The organism is Paenibacillus sp. NPDC057886 (assembly GCF_042796655.1).
Lineage (GTDB): Bacteria > Bacillota > Bacilli > Paenibacillales > Paenibacillaceae > Paenibacillus.
On sequence record NZ_JBHVMZ010000012.1, the window covers coordinates 56,218 to 71,724 of the forward strand.

Annotated in this window: 14 protein-coding genes; 9 read left to right on the forward strand and 5 right to left on the reverse strand. The window is 46.1% G+C overall.

The genetic code is table 11. The annotated features are described in order from the left end of the window. The first annotated feature begins 18 nt into the window (after nt 1-18). The 4 genes from ACFVQB_RS30395 to ACFVQB_RS30410 all read left to right on the forward strand — a co-directional run bounded on the left by ACFVQB_RS30395 (nt 19) and on the right by ACFVQB_RS30410 (nt 3,819). Nucleotides 19-996 carry an ABC transporter ATP-binding protein gene (locus tag ACFVQB_RS30395; protein ID WP_379448284.1) on the forward strand — a complete coding sequence of 326 codons (978 nt, stop codon included), beginning with the start codon at nt 19-21 and terminating at the stop codon, nt 994-996. After that, complete coding sequence (locus tag ACFVQB_RS30400; RefSeq protein ID WP_379448285.1) at nt 993-1,964, forward strand: ABC transporter ATP-binding protein; 972 nt, start codon at nt 993-995, stop codon at nt 1,962-1,964. Before ACFVQB_RS30395 ends, ACFVQB_RS30400 begins: the two co-directional genes overlap by 4 nt. A gap of 54 nt (nt 1,965-2,018) precedes the next feature. Further along, nucleotides 2,019-2,765 carry a creatininase family protein gene (locus ACFVQB_RS30405; RefSeq protein WP_379448289.1) on the forward strand — a complete coding sequence of 249 codons (747 nt, stop codon included), beginning with the start codon at nt 2,019-2,021 and terminating at the stop codon, nt 2,763-2,765. A 118-nt stretch (nt 2,766-2,883) separates the two neighbouring features. Further along, a complete protein-coding gene (locus tag ACFVQB_RS30410; RefSeq protein ID WP_379448291.1) occupies nt 2,884-3,819 on the forward strand; it encodes a dipeptidase in 936 nt (311 codons plus the stop codon). A 64-nt stretch (nt 3,820-3,883) separates the two neighbouring features. On the opposite strand, the gene ACFVQB_RS30415 is transcribed toward ACFVQB_RS30410, so the two are convergent. Continuing rightward, nucleotides 3,884-4,450, reverse strand: coding sequence for a TetR/AcrR family transcriptional regulator (locus tag ACFVQB_RS30415; protein WP_379448293.1), 567 nt, complete (start codon nt 4,448-4,450; stop codon nt 3,884-3,886). Between the two features lie 204 nt (nt 4,451-4,654). Here ACFVQB_RS30415 and ACFVQB_RS30420 point away from each other — a divergent pair, with 204 nt between their 5' ends. Both ACFVQB_RS30420 and ACFVQB_RS30425 read left to right on the forward strand, forming a co-directional pair. After that, entirely contained in the window at nt 4,655-5,581 is a 927-nt protein-coding gene (locus ACFVQB_RS30420) for a ketopantoate reductase family protein (RefSeq protein ID WP_379448295.1), read from the forward strand. Between the two features lie 75 nt (nt 5,582-5,656). Further along, the gene (locus tag ACFVQB_RS30425; RefSeq protein ID WP_247900748.1) at nt 5,657-6,073 is read left to right on the forward strand and encodes a DUF4395 domain-containing protein; all 417 of its coding nucleotides are present in this window, start codon (nt 5,657-5,659) and stop codon (nt 6,071-6,073) included. Nucleotides 6,074-6,140: 67 nt separating this feature from the next. Here ACFVQB_RS30425 and ACFVQB_RS30430 read toward each other — a convergent pair whose 3' ends face one another. Continuing rightward, complete coding sequence (locus ACFVQB_RS30430; RefSeq protein WP_379448296.1) at nt 6,141-6,857, reverse strand: NPP1 family protein; 717 nt, start codon at nt 6,855-6,857, stop codon at nt 6,141-6,143. Nucleotides 6,858-7,471: 614 nt separating this feature from the next. On the opposite strand from ACFVQB_RS30430, the gene ACFVQB_RS30435 reads away from it, so the two are divergent. Next, nucleotides 7,472-8,353 (forward strand): diacylglycerol kinase, encoded by an 882-nt coding sequence (locus ACFVQB_RS30435; protein ID WP_063568189.1) that lies wholly within the window; start codon nt 7,472-7,474, stop codon nt 8,351-8,353. A gap of 108 nt (nt 8,354-8,461) precedes the next feature. Continuing rightward, nucleotides 8,462-10,258 (forward strand): 23S rRNA (uracil(1939)-C(5))-methyltransferase RlmD, encoded by a 1,797-nt coding sequence (rlmD, locus tag ACFVQB_RS30440; protein ID WP_379448516.1) that lies wholly within the window; start codon nt 8,462-8,464, stop codon nt 10,256-10,258. 196 nt (nt 10,259-10,454) lie between these two features. Here rlmD and ACFVQB_RS30445 read toward each other — a convergent pair whose 3' ends face one another. After that, nucleotides 10,455-11,393, reverse strand: a complete 939-nt coding sequence (locus tag ACFVQB_RS30445) for a ketopantoate reductase family protein (protein WP_379448298.1) — start codon at nt 11,391-11,393, stop codon at nt 10,455-10,457. Between the two features lie 148 nt (nt 11,394-11,541). Between ACFVQB_RS30445 and ACFVQB_RS30450 the strand changes: the two genes are divergently transcribed. Further along, nucleotides 11,542-12,132 (forward strand): TetR/AcrR family transcriptional regulator, encoded by a 591-nt coding sequence (locus ACFVQB_RS30450; RefSeq protein WP_379448300.1) that lies wholly within the window; start codon nt 11,542-11,544, stop codon nt 12,130-12,132. A 325-nt stretch (nt 12,133-12,457) separates the two neighbouring features. Here ACFVQB_RS30450 and ACFVQB_RS30455 read toward each other — a convergent pair whose 3' ends face one another. Next, the gene (locus ACFVQB_RS30455; RefSeq protein WP_379448302.1) at nt 12,458-14,323 is read right to left on the reverse strand and encodes a leucine-rich repeat domain-containing protein; all 1,866 of its coding nucleotides are present in this window, start codon (nt 14,321-14,323) and stop codon (nt 12,458-12,460) included. A gap of 184 nt (nt 14,324-14,507) precedes the next feature. After that, nucleotides 14,508-15,389 carry a GNAT family N-acetyltransferase gene (locus ACFVQB_RS30460; RefSeq protein WP_379448304.1) on the reverse strand — a complete coding sequence of 294 codons (882 nt, stop codon included), beginning with the start codon at nt 15,387-15,389 and terminating at the stop codon, nt 14,508-14,510. Between the last annotated feature and the right edge of the window lie 118 nt (nt 15,390-15,507).

Sequence of the window (15,507 nt, forward strand, 5' to 3'; positions counted from 1 at the left end):
TGACAAGGAGGGCTCGCGTTGAAACGCAAATTACTTGAAATGAAGGCACTCAAGACGTATTTTCACACAAACGAGGGTGTCATTCCTGCTGTAGACGGTCTCAATATTACGATCTATGAAGGTGAGACGGTTGGTATTGTTGGCGAGTCTGGTTCTGGCAAAAGTGTTACCTCGTTAACCGCCATGCGATTAACGCAAGGAAAGGTCGAAGGCTCCGTTACCTTCGATGGCAAAGACATTCTTGCCCTCTCCGAGAAGGAGATGCGAACCGTAAGAGGTAATGAAATGGCGATGATCTTCCAGGAGCCGATGACTTCGCTCAATCCGGTGTTCACGATTGGTGACCAAATTCGGGAAGCGATTCGCAATCATCGGAAAGTCAGTCGATCCGAGACCAAAGAGAGAGCGATTGAGATGCTGCGCCTTGTCGGTATTCCACGCCCTGAGCAGATTCTGTATGAATACCCACATCGCTTGTCTGGCGGCATGAGGCAGAGGGTCATGATTGCCATGGCGATGGCCTGTAGCCCCAAGTTGCTCATTGCCGATGAGCCAACCACCGCGCTGGATGTTACCATTCAAGCGCAAATTTTGGAGCTTATGCAGCAGCTGAAGGCTAGCGAAGGGACTTCCATTTTGCTTATCACCCATGACCTCGGCGTTGTTGCAGAGATGTGTGACCGTGTAGCCGTGATGTATGGCGGTCAGATTGTTGAAGAGTGCGATGTACTAACGCTATTTACGAATCCCAAGCATCCGTACACACAGGGACTGATCAAGTCGATGCCAACACTCGACACCAATGAACGCAGGCTCTATTCCATTAAAGGTAGCGTTCCGCCGCCCGGCAGTTTGAGACAAGGCTGCCGATTCAGCCCCCGCTGTGAATACGCGCAAGATATTTGTCATGAACAGCTGCCACAGCTGGAGACGGTAGAGAACGGACACACAGCCAGATGCTGGCTTCACGCAGATGTGAAGGAGGCGATTCAATGAATGAGCCGCTGCTTGAGGTGAACAATCTGAAGAAGTATTTTCCGGTCAAGAAAGGTGTTTTTAATCGTACGGTGGGACAAGTGAAGGCCGTAGACGGTCTGAAGTTTACTATTTTCAAAGGGGAGACACTGGGGCTCGTTGGAGAGAGTGGCTGCGGCAAATCAACAACAGGTCGGACATTGCTACAGCTGCTTCGTCCAACAGAAGGTGAAATTATCTATGAGGGACGAAATATGGTTGGACTGCCAGCGGAGGAACTGCGCAAAATGCGGAAAGACATGCAGATGGTATTTCAGGACCCGTACGCCTCCCTCGATCCCCGCATGACTGTAGGCGAGCTAATCGCCGAGCCTCTTGATATCCACCAGGCAGCAACTGGCAAAGAACGAGCCAGGCGTGTGGATGAGTTGTTGGAAATCGTCGGCTTAAGCAGCCGTCATGCAGACCGCTATGGTCATGAGTTTAGTGGAGGACAGCGGCAGCGGATTGGTATTGCCAGAGCACTTGCTTTGAATCCGAAGCTCATCGTTGCCGACGAGCCTGTATCCGCGCTGGATGTCTCCATTCAATCACAGATTATTAATCTGCTTCAGGATTTACAGGAGCAGTTCAAGCTGACCTACTTGTTCATCGCCCATGATCTAAGCGTAGTTAAACATATTAGCAGTCGTATTGGTGTGATGTATCTGGGCGGCATCGTTGAGCTTGCGGATAAAAAAGACTTATTCGAAGCGCCGTTGCATCCCTATACACAGGCGTTATTGTCCGCGGTACCTAGTCCGAACCCGTTGATCAAGAAGGAGCGAATTGTGCTGCAAGGAGATGTGCCCAGTCCAGCCAATCCGCCTTCCGGGTGCAGTTTTCATACGCGTTGCCACGCGTGCATGGATGTTTGCCGGACGGATAAACCAGAGTTACAGGATGTGGGAGGTCGCTACGTCGCCTGTCATCTGTATGCCAAGGCTTAAACGAAGCATTCTAATCATTTTATTCACATAACTATACCGACAGGAGAGATCACGATGACACAGAGCCGTAAACTTAGAGAGATTAGCTGGACCGTGTTCGAGGAATATAAAAAGCAAACGGAGCTTGTGATTATACCTGTAGGCGCAATCGAGGTATATGGCCCTCATCTGCCCCTTGGATCGGATGGCCTGCTTGCAGAGCGGTTGGCCGAGTTGGTAGCCGAGCGTGTCGGTGCTGTTATTGGACCAGCTGTAGAAGCGGGTGATTCCAATGTCCTGAATGATTTTCCTGGAACCATTACAATTCGTCCCGAAAGTTTGAGGGCGTATCTTGGCGATATTGTACATAGTGTGATTACATGGGGATTTAAACGTATCCTTTTCATCAATGGTCATGCCGGTAATGTCCCGGTTATTAATCAGATTGTTCATCAGCTTCGGGAGCAGCACAGTGACGTGCAGACCGCGCAGATTGATTGCTGGCGATTCATCAAGGCACAGGATCATGGCATATCCGAATCTGGCAAATGGGCTAACGGTCACGCCGCGGAGATTGGCACCTCAGTTCTGCTGCATCTGCACCCCGAGCTTGTGAATCAGGATAAGATCGCAGATGAAGTGCCTTCATATGAAGACTCTTTTCCGGAAATCGTGAAATATGGTCGCCTTTCCTCCATCTCCAAGTCTGGTGTGGTCGGTTCTCCGTCGTTCGCTACCAAGGAAAAAGGCGAAGCATTGGTTCAGCACTCGGTGCAGCGCATTGTTCAATTTCTTAATGAGGTCTGGAACATCAAATCATGAAGGGCTGGAATATGGGATCATGAAGGTATGGAGGGTCAGATGATAAAGGTGTGGAGGGTTAAGTGAAGAAGGTCTGAAATATCAGTCATCATATTTGGTTTAGAGAGGAGCATAATCTGTGAACATTATAGATCTGCATTGTGATTCGCTGTTTAGAATATGGCTTGCCAAGGGTCAACTCTCCTTCCATGATGCACCTGAGCTGGAGACCAGTAAACAACGCCTGATCGAAGGTGGGGTTAAGGTGCAGGGATTCGCGGTGTTCGTGTCTCCCAATCTGAATGATACGGAGAAGTTTCAATCTGCGCTGGATCAGATCCACTATTTTTATGAGGAAGTGTTGGAGAAAAATCCGGACATCAAGCACATCACCCGCTGGAGTGATATTGATCATGTGCAGGAGCATGAGATCGGTGCCTTTCTTACGCTGGAAGGAGTTGATCCTATCGGGAATGACCTCCATAAGCTGAGCATTCTGTATCGCCTTGGAGTCCGCTCGGTCGGCTTGACCTGGAACTATGCTAATCTCGCTGCTGATGGGGCTTTGGAGCCCAGAGGGGCAGGGCTGTCCACATTTGGGCGTAATATCGTTGAATTCAACAATAAGCATAAAATCCTGACGGATGTCAGTCATTTAAACGAACGCGGTTTCTGGGATATCCTCGACATAGCCGATTATCTGATTGCGAGCCATTCCAATGCGAAAGCTGTATATGATCACCCTCGGAGCCTTAGCGACGAACAGGCAAAGGCACTCTTTGCCAAAGATGCTACTGTACATGTGGTTTATTTCCCTGAGTTTATCAAATCTGCTGAAGAGGGTAACGCTACGATCGCTGATCTGATCAAGCACATTGATCATTTTTGCTCCCTTGGAGGAGTACGTCATGTTGGTCTGGGTTCTGATTTTGACGGGATCACTAGCCATGTAGAGCTGCTTGAGAATGCAGCCCAAAGCCAAAATCTGATTAATGAGTTACTTAAATATTATTCCGAAGAGCAGGTGCGGGGATTTGCCTATAATAACTTCCTGCGGCGGGTGAATTCGCTGTAGGCGTGAGATTGAAATGGACTTCCCTCTACGGCTGCATGGATTAGTATTTCAGGAGACAGGGTGTTCATTTTACCGCTAACGCAGGCAGGCTCAGATGGAGTTCCAGCAAAGCGATTAACTGGTCAACCATCTCTTCCACAGGATAAGGCATGGCATTCATAATCCACCATTCCACAAGGCCAACAGCAGCAGAGGCAAGAAACTGTGTAGTGATCTCCTTACTCATGCCTCCCTGGACGCCGCACGCATTCATTTGTTCCTCAACGCCCTGAATCATAAGCGTCATCAGCTTGCCTCGGAATGCAGGAATCCCTTCTTTCGTTAGGAGCATCGTATAGATGGCTGCATGTTCTTCGAGATAGCCGAAGGTGCGGAGCAGGGCGTCCTTCGCAGTTAGTGGAGTCTGAAAATGATCATTCATGCAGGCTTCCACCAATTGTTGCAGATAGGTCTCAATGCATCGGTCCAGCAGATCAAACTTGTCTGTATAATGCAAATAGATCGTTCCCCGGTTAACATTGGCTCGGTCGGCAATGTCGTTGATGGTCATTTGCTCGAAATCCCTTTCTTCCAGCAATCCCACAAAAGCCTCCATAATGGCCTTTCTTGTTTTTAGCACGCGTCTGTCCATGGCGCCTCCTCTAATATTTTAATATGTCTGCAATGTCTCTACATTTCTAATGTTTATCAACAATAATGAATATTTCGTTGATTATTGAACGAAAGCGGATATTTTAGCGATTGAAGCACAGCAGTTGCTTTGATACTCTTATTTTATCAACAAATGTTGATAAAACAACGATTATTTATAAAATATGAAATAGAGGGATAGCCAATGAAGATATTAGTGTATGGCGCAGGTGTTCTGGGCAGTCAGCTGGCACACGTTCTGGTGCGCGGTGGCAATGATGTCACTGTTCTGGCTAGAGGGAAGCGGGCAGAGGAGCTGGAGAGGCATGGTATTGTCATTCGTCATGTGTTCCAGTTTAAAACGACCATTGATCCGGTTCGGGTAACAAGAACGTTGGAAGAGAATGATCACTATGATCTTATCTTCGTGGTTATGAAATATAATGATTTTCCATCGGTATTGCCTATTTTGGCGGCCAATCAGAGCAGTCACATTGTGATCGTCGGCAACAATGCAGATGCACGAAGCATGCAAATTTTTTTGGAGGAGAACAGCAAGGTGGAAAAAAGGATCGCATTTGGTTTTCAGGTCAGCGGTGGGCGGCGGCAAAAAGACCGCATGTTATCCATTGGTGGAGCAGGCGGGCAAATGGTGATTGGTGGGCTGGACGGCGAGATTACCTTTAAATCGATACTGGATCAAGCTTTTGAGAAGACGAAATACAAGTTGAATTACCTGGACGATATCGATGCCTGGCTGAAAAGCCATATTGTGCCCATTCTGATGCTTAATACGGTGAGCTTTAATGAGAAGCACGAGATGATCAAGCTGGACGGGAACAGAAAGCAACTCCAGCATATGATTGGGGCGATGGATGAGGGCTTTAGCGTGCTTGAGGCCATGGGCATAACGATTATACCGGAGATTCAGGCCAAACTGATTCGCAAACATCAACGGATGTTTTACCTTCTATTGAAAATTTATAGTATACTTCCGATCTATAAACTGGTTGCGGGTTCTTATGGGGAGATCGAGGCGTTGAATGATGCATTTACCGATTGGAAAAAGGCTACTAAAACCCCTACACCTCATTGGGATGTGCTAAAAAAAGAATATTCTAATCTCAAATGAAATGGCTATTGCTCTAAGTCCCCTTACCGACTACAATTAAACCAACTAATAAAATGGGGATAAGGAGATATGCAGATGCGGGAAGTGCCTATGCGCTATGTCAAAGCGAACCAAATCGGGATTGTGCTATTTGTCGTCCTGTCGTTTCTGTTCAATCAACCGTTAATTCTGGGAGCGTTATGGATCATCCAAGTTGTCGGTCTGGCATCTGGAGGCAAGCTTAATCTGTTTGTACAGATTGCGAAGGCTGTGTTAACGGGAAAAGGGACAGAGACACAGGCAGTGGAACTGCAACGCTTCAACAATGTTCTGGCCGTATTGTTTCTCACGCTGGCACTTGTCTCATTCGGCCTTGGGTGGCAGGTAGCAGGTTATATTTTCTCGTCGATGCTTCTCCTGGCTGCAAGTGCCGCGTTGCTCGGTTACTGTGTGGGCTGCACCGTATATTTTTGGTATAAACAACTCCGCGCTGGCAGAAAGATTGGCTTCTAAACTAAATGTAGTTGCAAAAACAATCCCCTCCAAGTTCTGTGGTCTACTTGAAGGGGATTTTACTTTTTTATCTGAACCAGGCCTTGTTTAAATTGTTCGTAAAATTACTATCGTTCAACGGAACATTGGCACTGCCAAAATCGGTCGTATTCAGCGCATTGCGTGCCGCAGACGTCAGATCATCCCAGCCGATCAAAGGCTGCATTCCACCCACGGTTCCAGTCACACCAAGCTCATGATTTAGAGGCCAGGTACTGTTGTAACTAATCAAAGGATTTGTACCGTTCAGGTTCGTGTTACTTGGTGCAACATTCGTGAACTGCCCATGTCCTGAATAGGCGATGGAGAGGATTTGAGGATTTTGTGCGGCGGGATTGTCTACCCATACAACGATGCTTTCCCAGTCATGACGATGGCCGAGGCCAGAGGAAGGGGAGTCTTTCGGGAAGTACCATGCGTACATAATCGCCCATACACCATTATGCCATGCCGAACGGGAGTACACTTGGCCTGTACTTGAGCTGCAATTTCCATTCGGTGAACCGGAGGTTTGCAAGCCTGCACTGGTATTGCCCTGTTGATCCACGGCGGGGAATGGAACACATCCATGGTAGACTTTTAAGTAGGGTTGGAAACGCTTGGCTGCTATTTGCGTGACTGTGACGGGAGTTGCTTCCTGGAATCCGACAACCTGATCATGGTTAATGACTGCCGCTTCAACGTCTGTGACAAAGGGAATACAGGCCAAGAGCGAAACCATAAGCAATAATACGAGTTTTTTCATTCGGTGATCTCCTTCATGGGTATGATATTGGAATGTGTTGAGGATGCACTAAGACTATATTGGAAAAGGTTTCTTTTTATTTGTCATCTTGTTCGGGTTTTTGTAAATTTTTTGCAGGATATGGTTGTCCTCATGATTTGAAAGGATATAAGACTATTTCCGGCCCAAGCGGGCAGAATGGTGATGGATGGTTATAAATGACAGGAAATCCATAGGATTAGATTCAAGAGGAGTGCCAGAGGTTTATTTTGTAAAGGATAGACAAGTTCGGAAATGCACAGAAAGCATGCTCGTCATTGCTGGAGTGAGGTAATTCTTTAGATTTTATCGTTATAGTTATCCAGATGTAAAATTTCGATAGAATTTATATGAAAATAATTACTTATGTATCACAGGCTAGGACATCTTCACATTTGATGATATGATAGTACATAAAGGCTTTGGAATGAGACGGAATTCCTTATGCATATATATATATGTAGAGAAAAATGTTGGGTCAGGATTAACGGACGTGAGTCATTGTGTAAAATGATGCTCGACTGTGGTCACTCTCAGGTGGTAAGAAAATGAGATCGTTCAGACTCATGGATAATGTGGAATAGGTGGCGTATGAGATGAAAAAAGCTCGCTTAATATATAATCCGACCTCAGGCCGGGAAGAAATGAAGAAACGTCTGGCTGATATTTTGCAGCGTTTGGATCAAGGTGGTATCGAAGCCTCGTGTCACGCAACAACGGGTGAAGGAGATGCAACCCGGGAAGCGGAGCTAGCGATTGAACGCGGCTATGACATGATTATTGCGGCTGGCGGCGACGGAACGTTGTATGAAGTGATTAATGGCATGGCCGAGCGGGAGAATCGTCCTCCGCTGGGTGTATTTCCTTTGGGAACGACGAATGATTTTGCCCGTGCGCTGGGTATTCCGAGACAATGGGAAGATTACGTGGATCTGGTCATTAACCAGCAGCTTCGTCCGCTCGATCTGGGCAAGGCGAATGATAAATATTTTATCAATATTGCAGGCGGGGGTTCGTTAACCGAACTGACCTATGAGGTGCCAAGCCGTCTGAAAACGATGATTGGGCAACTGGCCTACTATATGAAGGGTATTGAGAAAATGGCGAGCCTGTCTCCGCAGGAATTGGTTATCCGTGCCGCGGGTCAGGAAGAAATTCATGATGAATTCATGCTGTTCCTCATTGCCAATACGAACTCCGTCGGGGGCTTCGAGAAGCTGGCTCCGGGTGCGACCATTGATGATGGTCTGTTCGATGTGATCGGTGTGCGCAAATGTAATCTGGCTGACATGATTCGCCTCGTAACCCTTGCGCTGCGTGGTGAACATCTGAATGATAAGAAGGTCGTTCATTTCCAAACGGATTATATGGAAGTGACGTCACCAGGCTATGTACAGTTGAACCTGGATGGCGAGCTGGGCGGCACATTGCCTGCGACATTCAAGAACCTGCGTCATCACCTGATGTTGTATCGTTAAGCATAGTATTGATCGGGGAGAAGATGTGATTTCCTGTTGCCGTGTGTAGTGGGATCACGTATAATCTCATGGTGCCTGAAAATGAATGAAATCTCCCTTTCACAAGGGATGAACATATATGAAGAAAGAAGTGAATGTACGTTGTCTAATACCAACCGCAGCGGTCGTGGAAAAAACCGCCGGAATTCGGCTGCCTCTCAGGGGCAAGGGAATGCTTCAGCGTCCCGTCAGTCGAGCAAATCATCTCGTCCATCTCAGCAAGGGAAAGAGGTGCGGCCACAAGGCGCATCTCTTTCTGTCGTTCGTCCAAAGGGACGGGAACGTGAATCTGCACCAATTGAAGGACTTCCTGTCAGCAAAAATGAAGAGACCGTCATCGACATCATCGGCATGAACCATGACGGTGAAGGTGTCGGCCGTGCCAATGGATACACGCTGTTTGTGCAAGGTGCGCTTCCAGGCGAAACCGTACGCGTGCGCGTGATGAAAACCAAGAAGCAGTACGGCTACGCCAAACTGCTGGAGATCGTGAAGGCCAGCCCGGATCGTGTATCCGCGCCTTGCCCGATCTACGATCAATGCGGCGGATGCCAGATCCAGCATATGAGTTACGCCGGACAGCTTGCGTGGAAACGCCAGCTCGTGGTCGATAATTTGCAACGGATTGGCAAATTGAACGTGATGGTGGAGGATGCAGAGACGTTGGCATCCAACGAGCAGGATGATAAAGAGGGCGCAGAACAGCGTGTGCAGGATGACGCTTCAGTTGGTGAGGCTAATCAGACAACTGAGTTGGCTACATCTGAAGTGCAAATGAACGGCAGCAATCGTATTCGGCTTCGGCTCGAAGGTGTCATGAATGAAGAAGATGCGGAGCAGGGCATTCGTGTATTACCGACAATGGGCATGGACGAGCCATGGCGCTATCGCAACAAGGCACAGGTGCCTATCGGTGCAGCAGAGGGTGGCTTGGTGGGTGGTTTTTACGCTAAAGGAAGTCATCGGATCATCGACATGGACACCTGCCTCATTCAGCATGAGCATAACGATGAAGTGGTCGCCAAGGTTAAGGAGCTAGGCAGTCATCTCGGTATTAGCGCGTACAACGAAGAGACAGGTCGCGGCCTGCTGCGTCATGTGGTTGTGAAGAAGGCGTTCCGTACTGGCGAGATGATGCTTGTTCTCGTCACCAATGGCCGCGACATCCCGTACAAGGACGAATGGATTGGCAGTATTCGTGAAGCGATTCCGCATGTGGCGAGCATTTGCCAGAACGTGAACAAGAAGCAGACCAACGTTATCTTCGGCGATGAAACCCGCGTCCTGTGGGGCCGTGATGTGATTTACGATTATATCGGGGACGTACAGTTTGCGATCTCGGCACGTTCGTTCTACCAGGTGAATCCGGTGCAGACAGAAGTGTTGTACGGGAAGACGGTAGAGTACGCCGAACTGAGTGGCAAAGAGACCGTGATTGATGCCTATTGCGGCATCGGTACGATTTCTCTTTTCCTCGCGCAGCATGCGGATCAGGTGTACGGGGTTGAGATTGTTCCAGAAGCGATTGAAGACGCACGGAGCAATGCGATGTTGAACGAGATGAAGAACGTCAAGTTCGAAGTCGGCGCATCGGAGGATGTTATTCCACGCTGGAAAGAGCAAGGCATTGAAGCCGACGTCATCGTCGTCGATCCACCACGTAAAGGTTGCGATCCACGTTTGTTGGATACGATTCTGGAAATGAAGCCCGAGCGTGTGGTGTATGTGAGTTGTAATCCGAGCACTTTGGCACGTGACTTGCGTGTGCTGGAGGATGGCGGGTATCGCACAGTGGAGGTAACGCCGGTGGACATGTTCCCGCATACGGTGCATGTGGAGTCGGTGGCGATGTTGGTAAGGGTGTAGTGTTTTGAAGCTACATTTACCTGTTTTAATAAATAGCTACTTTGCCCGAAGCTTCTAAAGCTCGGGCTATATTTGTTATAACCAAAGTAATTCATTCAGCGAAGGGCATTTGATGAGGCTTCCGTTCGTCGGATACTAGTTTTATATAATCATTAGTAGAGTTGATGTTGGTCTGAACAATATCCAGTTTTCCAGTTTATCCGTTTTCAATAGCTGTGTGTTGTTCAGTGTTTTCTAATGCCAAGGTAAGACGTGGCAAAGGTATACCTAACTTTTTTGCTTCTCTCACAACTTCAAGTACTGCAAAACCGGCTTTACTATTGTTGTATTCAATGAAAAGTCGTGGTAAGCTGCCCTTTGCAAAAATAACCTTGTTAAACAGCGTGCCGAGAAGTGCCGGTGGGATCTTGGTCAACAGTAGAGTAATCGCGTCCATCTTTGCGCCTCTTGCTTTAAGAACAGGCGTCATTTCCCGCATACTCTTGCCGAGATTTGCGAATGAGTCACTATGATTCATGAGTGCTGGGAAACTTCCCCGTTTTAACACCTCGGTCTCCATCGCCGCATTCATGGCATAGTGATTCCATAACCAGCTTTGCATATCCTTGATCCAATTGATTTTAAAATGGGCGCTTTCAAATAGTTCTTTGACCTTGTTGTTTATCTGTTCCGTGCCTACCCGTGGTTTTTCCAGAAATATCATTTTTAAAAAGCCGCCCCTAAGCTTATTGTCCTCAATGCCGCCTCCTGCTCCTGGGAACCCAAAGACAACATTGTTCATTGACAAGGGCAAGATCGATGATTTTAAATCTTGCCAAATATTATTGAATATTAGGATCGGGATGTTACCAGCAGTAATCGATAGTAATTGTGCTGCTTCGGGAAGTTGCTCTGTGTTGACACTCGCAATAATGAGATCGTAATTTGGGCTTATCTCCTCATGCAGCTTGACTTTCCAGCTTTCTTGGATTAACTGTTTCCCTCTTCGTGCGTCCCACATTTCAAGCGCTATATGACTTCCGAACGATTCCTTTCTCCCTTTTCTAACGTAAAACTCAACGGTATGCCCTGCCTTTTCTAAAGCCCACGCGTATTGGGTCGATATTACACCTCTACCGAAAAATAAAATTCTCATCTTAGCCTCCCAATATCCATATTCATCCTTGTTGATGATCAAACAACGTGTTGTATAATGTTATTGTATAGATTCACTATACGGTCATCAACCATCAGATTTTTAATATCTGTCGTATAATCAATTGAACAGAAAACGGAGGTAAATAATGAATAAGCAACCTGAAATTACGGATAAAACAAGGCAGACATTTATCAATGTATTCTGCGATTTATATTGCCGAAAACCAATCGAAAAGATATCCATCCAAGAGATTGCTAACCAATCAGGATATAATCGGAGTACATTTTATCAATACTTTACAGATATCTATGCGTTGTTGGACTGCGTTGAAGAGCGTATTTTGAAATCCATTAAGGAGGAAATGGCAGGCAGAGAGTTTTCTACACATACTTTCCAAGATGCACTTCAATGCTTGGAAAATGCAGAGGAAATTTCAGTTCTTAAAGCTATCTTGGGCGACTATGGTTCTGTTCATTTTGTGGAACGCTTGAAAAGAGAAATTCCCTTTGAGCGATTGATTGTGGATTTTCCAACAGATGATATCTTGGCACCATACATCATGGAGTTTTACATATCAACATTAATATCTATGTTTCGCCTTTGGATACACAGAGACAAAGATCTATCGTCGGAAGAATTGATCAAGCTGATAGATAGTCTGTTTGCAAAGGGGATAACACCATATCATATCTTTGGCACGGTCAATCCGCAGCGCTCTGATCCGAATAAAAACTAAAGGGACGAGGAGAAAGAGAGTGAGGGACATACTGTAACAGGACCCTGATACTAGGGTCGCTATAAAGAGATGGGGATTTATGAACAATTAGCTTGTCACACAAATATAAGATTGCTTGAATAGGTGAATGCAGCCACATCGTATTAGGTTATTGTACGGTCAGTACTCATCCTATGTGGAGAATGTAGCGATGATGGTTAGAAAGCTAAACATAAACATAAGGGGTTCGAGAATTTATATGATTCTCGAACCCCTTTTTTGTCTTTGTTTCAATACCATTCATTAACTGTAGTAGTCTAAAAATCGCCATCTTCCCAGGCGGTAATTAATATACGTGCACATCCGCACCAACCACGGATTTGTTTTGTACGGAATTACCGGATAGATATACCTTTTGCAGATCAGGCAGCTGACTTAGAGTCTCGATATTGGAAATGGCATTGTTCTCGAGATGAAGCTCTTCTACGGCCTGCCAGTTACTCATGAATTCAAGAGAAGCCAAGTTGCTGTCTTGCATAGTAAAGGAACGCAGAGCGGACAGTTTGGCAAAGTAAGGCATCATTTGGTCAACTTCAGTAACAGAGGTGTTGTTTATGCTGAAGTATGGCTGCTCTAAGGTCAAATGTTCAAGCACGCTGTTCTCCGCAGCCGCCTGTTGTTCAAAGTTCAGCCTGCACTCGGAGCACATCAGAGATTTGACCTGCTTCAAACGAAATAAAGCATCGCTCTCCTTATATAGTGACGAGTCGTAAATGCTTAGGACCTCTAAGCTGGACAAGCCGTCCAGGGCGCCAAGACGGGTTACTTCACTGACCTCCGAGAGGGAGAGTTGCTTAAGTTTCGGAAATTTCCCCAGCGCCGCCAAATTCAACTTTCCACTTCCGCCACGAAGCGTCAGGCTGGTAACGGCAGGTGCCTTCAGCCCGGGGAGAAAGGAACCCGGAATTTCCACTCGTTCTACTTTAGGCAGTGTCAGAGCTTCCTCCTTCTCGTAATAACCGGATAGCGTTAATTCCCGCAGAGAGGAGAGGCTGTTGATGGGTTTGACCGAGCTGAGCTTGCTTAAAGAAGCCAGACGCAGTTTCGTGATGGAAGTCTTGTCGGTCAGACGCTCCAGACTGGAGAAATTTAAATTTTCAATATCCAGTGTTTGTAAAGCAGGCATATTTTGCACAAAGTCAATGGACTTTACGTTGGTTAAATAGGAAAGCTGAAGCTCCTGAAGCTGGGTTAGAGCGTACAGCGGCTGCAGGTCTGTAGCTTCACTGTAGTGGATGGACAGAGAGGTCAGCCCGGTCATGGACGACAACCATCCCAGCTCATTGACATACGTGAGCGACAGGGACTTGAGCGGCAGTTTGTTCAACAGAGAAAAATCCGTTACCGACTCATCCACATAGGTAATGGATAACGAGTTCAGATTAGGAAATTCCAGCAGTAGGGCCAATTCCTGATTGCTGCGAAGCTGAGTGGAAATTTCCGTAATTTTAGACTTGTCGCCAAAGTAGCCCGAAAATTTACTAAAGAATTCGTTAAAAGCGCCTCCATAACTTTTTAATCCGGGCATATGGGCCAAAGTGGTTTGGTCCGTCTGGGAGATTTCATAGGTATTCGTCAGGTCCAATGCCGTCAGTCCCTTAAAAGCTTCAAAATCTCGCTGATCAATCCGCTGGCTATTCAGTTTCTTGTCCTGAGTAATATAAGTGATCTTCTCGGCCTGTTCATCGCTGAAGGGATCGGAGAGGCTATATGTAAACTTCCACTGATCATTCTCCGAATGCTCTACGGTTAAATAGCGAAGACGAGCCAGTTCCTCCTCTGTGGGCAAGGCGGACCCTTTATCGAAGATATCTCGCAAAAATGAGAGCAGAACCTCGCTTTCGGGCATCTTTCGCACAGGCAGATTGGCTTCTGTTTTTGGATAGGTGGAGCTGTTGCTATAATAAAAATATGTACCGATGGCGCCAGCTAGGACTAACATCAGTATCAGCATTAGCTTTACGGAGACAGTCTGCTTCAGTGGTGCTTTAGGGGGCGTTCCGTGGTAGTGATTAATGGTCTGGTCCACGTAATAGACATGATTTTGCTTCAATAAAAGCTCTGTTTCACAATAGGGACACTTTAAAATCTCACCCTCTTTGTATTCAATTCTTCCGTTGCAATTGGGACAGTTTAACGGGATAAAAGCCACGAATGTCCCCTCCTTCATTATGATGGTCATAAGATCATGCCGAACGGTCATCTGACTTCATTATACCTTGTGAATTTACGTTTGATGAGAGAAAGAAGTTTCACATAGCGAAGGAGCAGGGAAATCCTGCTCCTCTTTGATCTTTTTAAAGTGTAGCTAGAGGTGAGCATTATTACATAAGTCATTAAGCGATCGAAGTAATCGGATGTTTAACTTGCACAGGGTAGAGATGATCACCAGGGGTTCTTACAAATAAACCGTCATTGGTGATGGTACTTTTTAGAACGAGATGTTCTGTAGCATCTGGTGTGAAATGGAAGGTTATTTTCTCCGTATCCTCATCTGCAATCTGATGTAAAATATCTGTCATATGGATTTCGTTTAAACAAATAACATCGAAGAGGTCAATATTATTGTCTTCCTTCTGATAAATCACGATGGTGTTTTCATTTTCCAAGTGATAAATATCGTTACTGAACACATTCAGGCAGTAAAACATGAGTATGCCTTGAGTCTGGGCGGTTCCGAAATGTTGCGAAACAGGCAGCCTTTGGGATGCAAATTTAAGGATAAGGCGTAAATCCTCCGCGTTAGTAACATCGAGTTTCCGAAGGTTCGCAGGCTCGGGTGATTTTTTTGCCTTATAATTCATTGAAAAAAGATGTTCTTCCACAGGCTTAAACCCAAACTTGGGGTAAAAATCAAGCACCGATTCATTGGCAAAAAGGTACATGTAATCGTACTTGTTCTCGTATTCCTCTAAAACTTTATTCATTAAACGTGCAGAAAGTCCTTTCCCCCGATAATCAGGATGTGTCATCACCGTGCCGATTTGAATAGCTTTTTTCTTCTCCCCATGAATGATGAATTCAAGGATGTTAACGGAAACATTGGCAATAACCTGATCTCCATCTACAAATGAAAAAGGTATGTATCGTTCTCCCCAAAACCCTTGTTGGTACCAATTTTCAAATTTTAAATCAAAAGTGTTAGCAGCAAGTTCGAAGAAACTTGCTCGAAGTGCTTCATTGTTTCTATAATCCTTCTTAAATATAAATTCCTGCATTATATGTTCCCCCTTAATCCTCAAAAGTGACTGTCTGTATATTAATGGTATTATCCAGTACTTAAACTGGTATATCAAGCATCGAATTCACGGAAACGCTTGACTGTGGATTTTATGT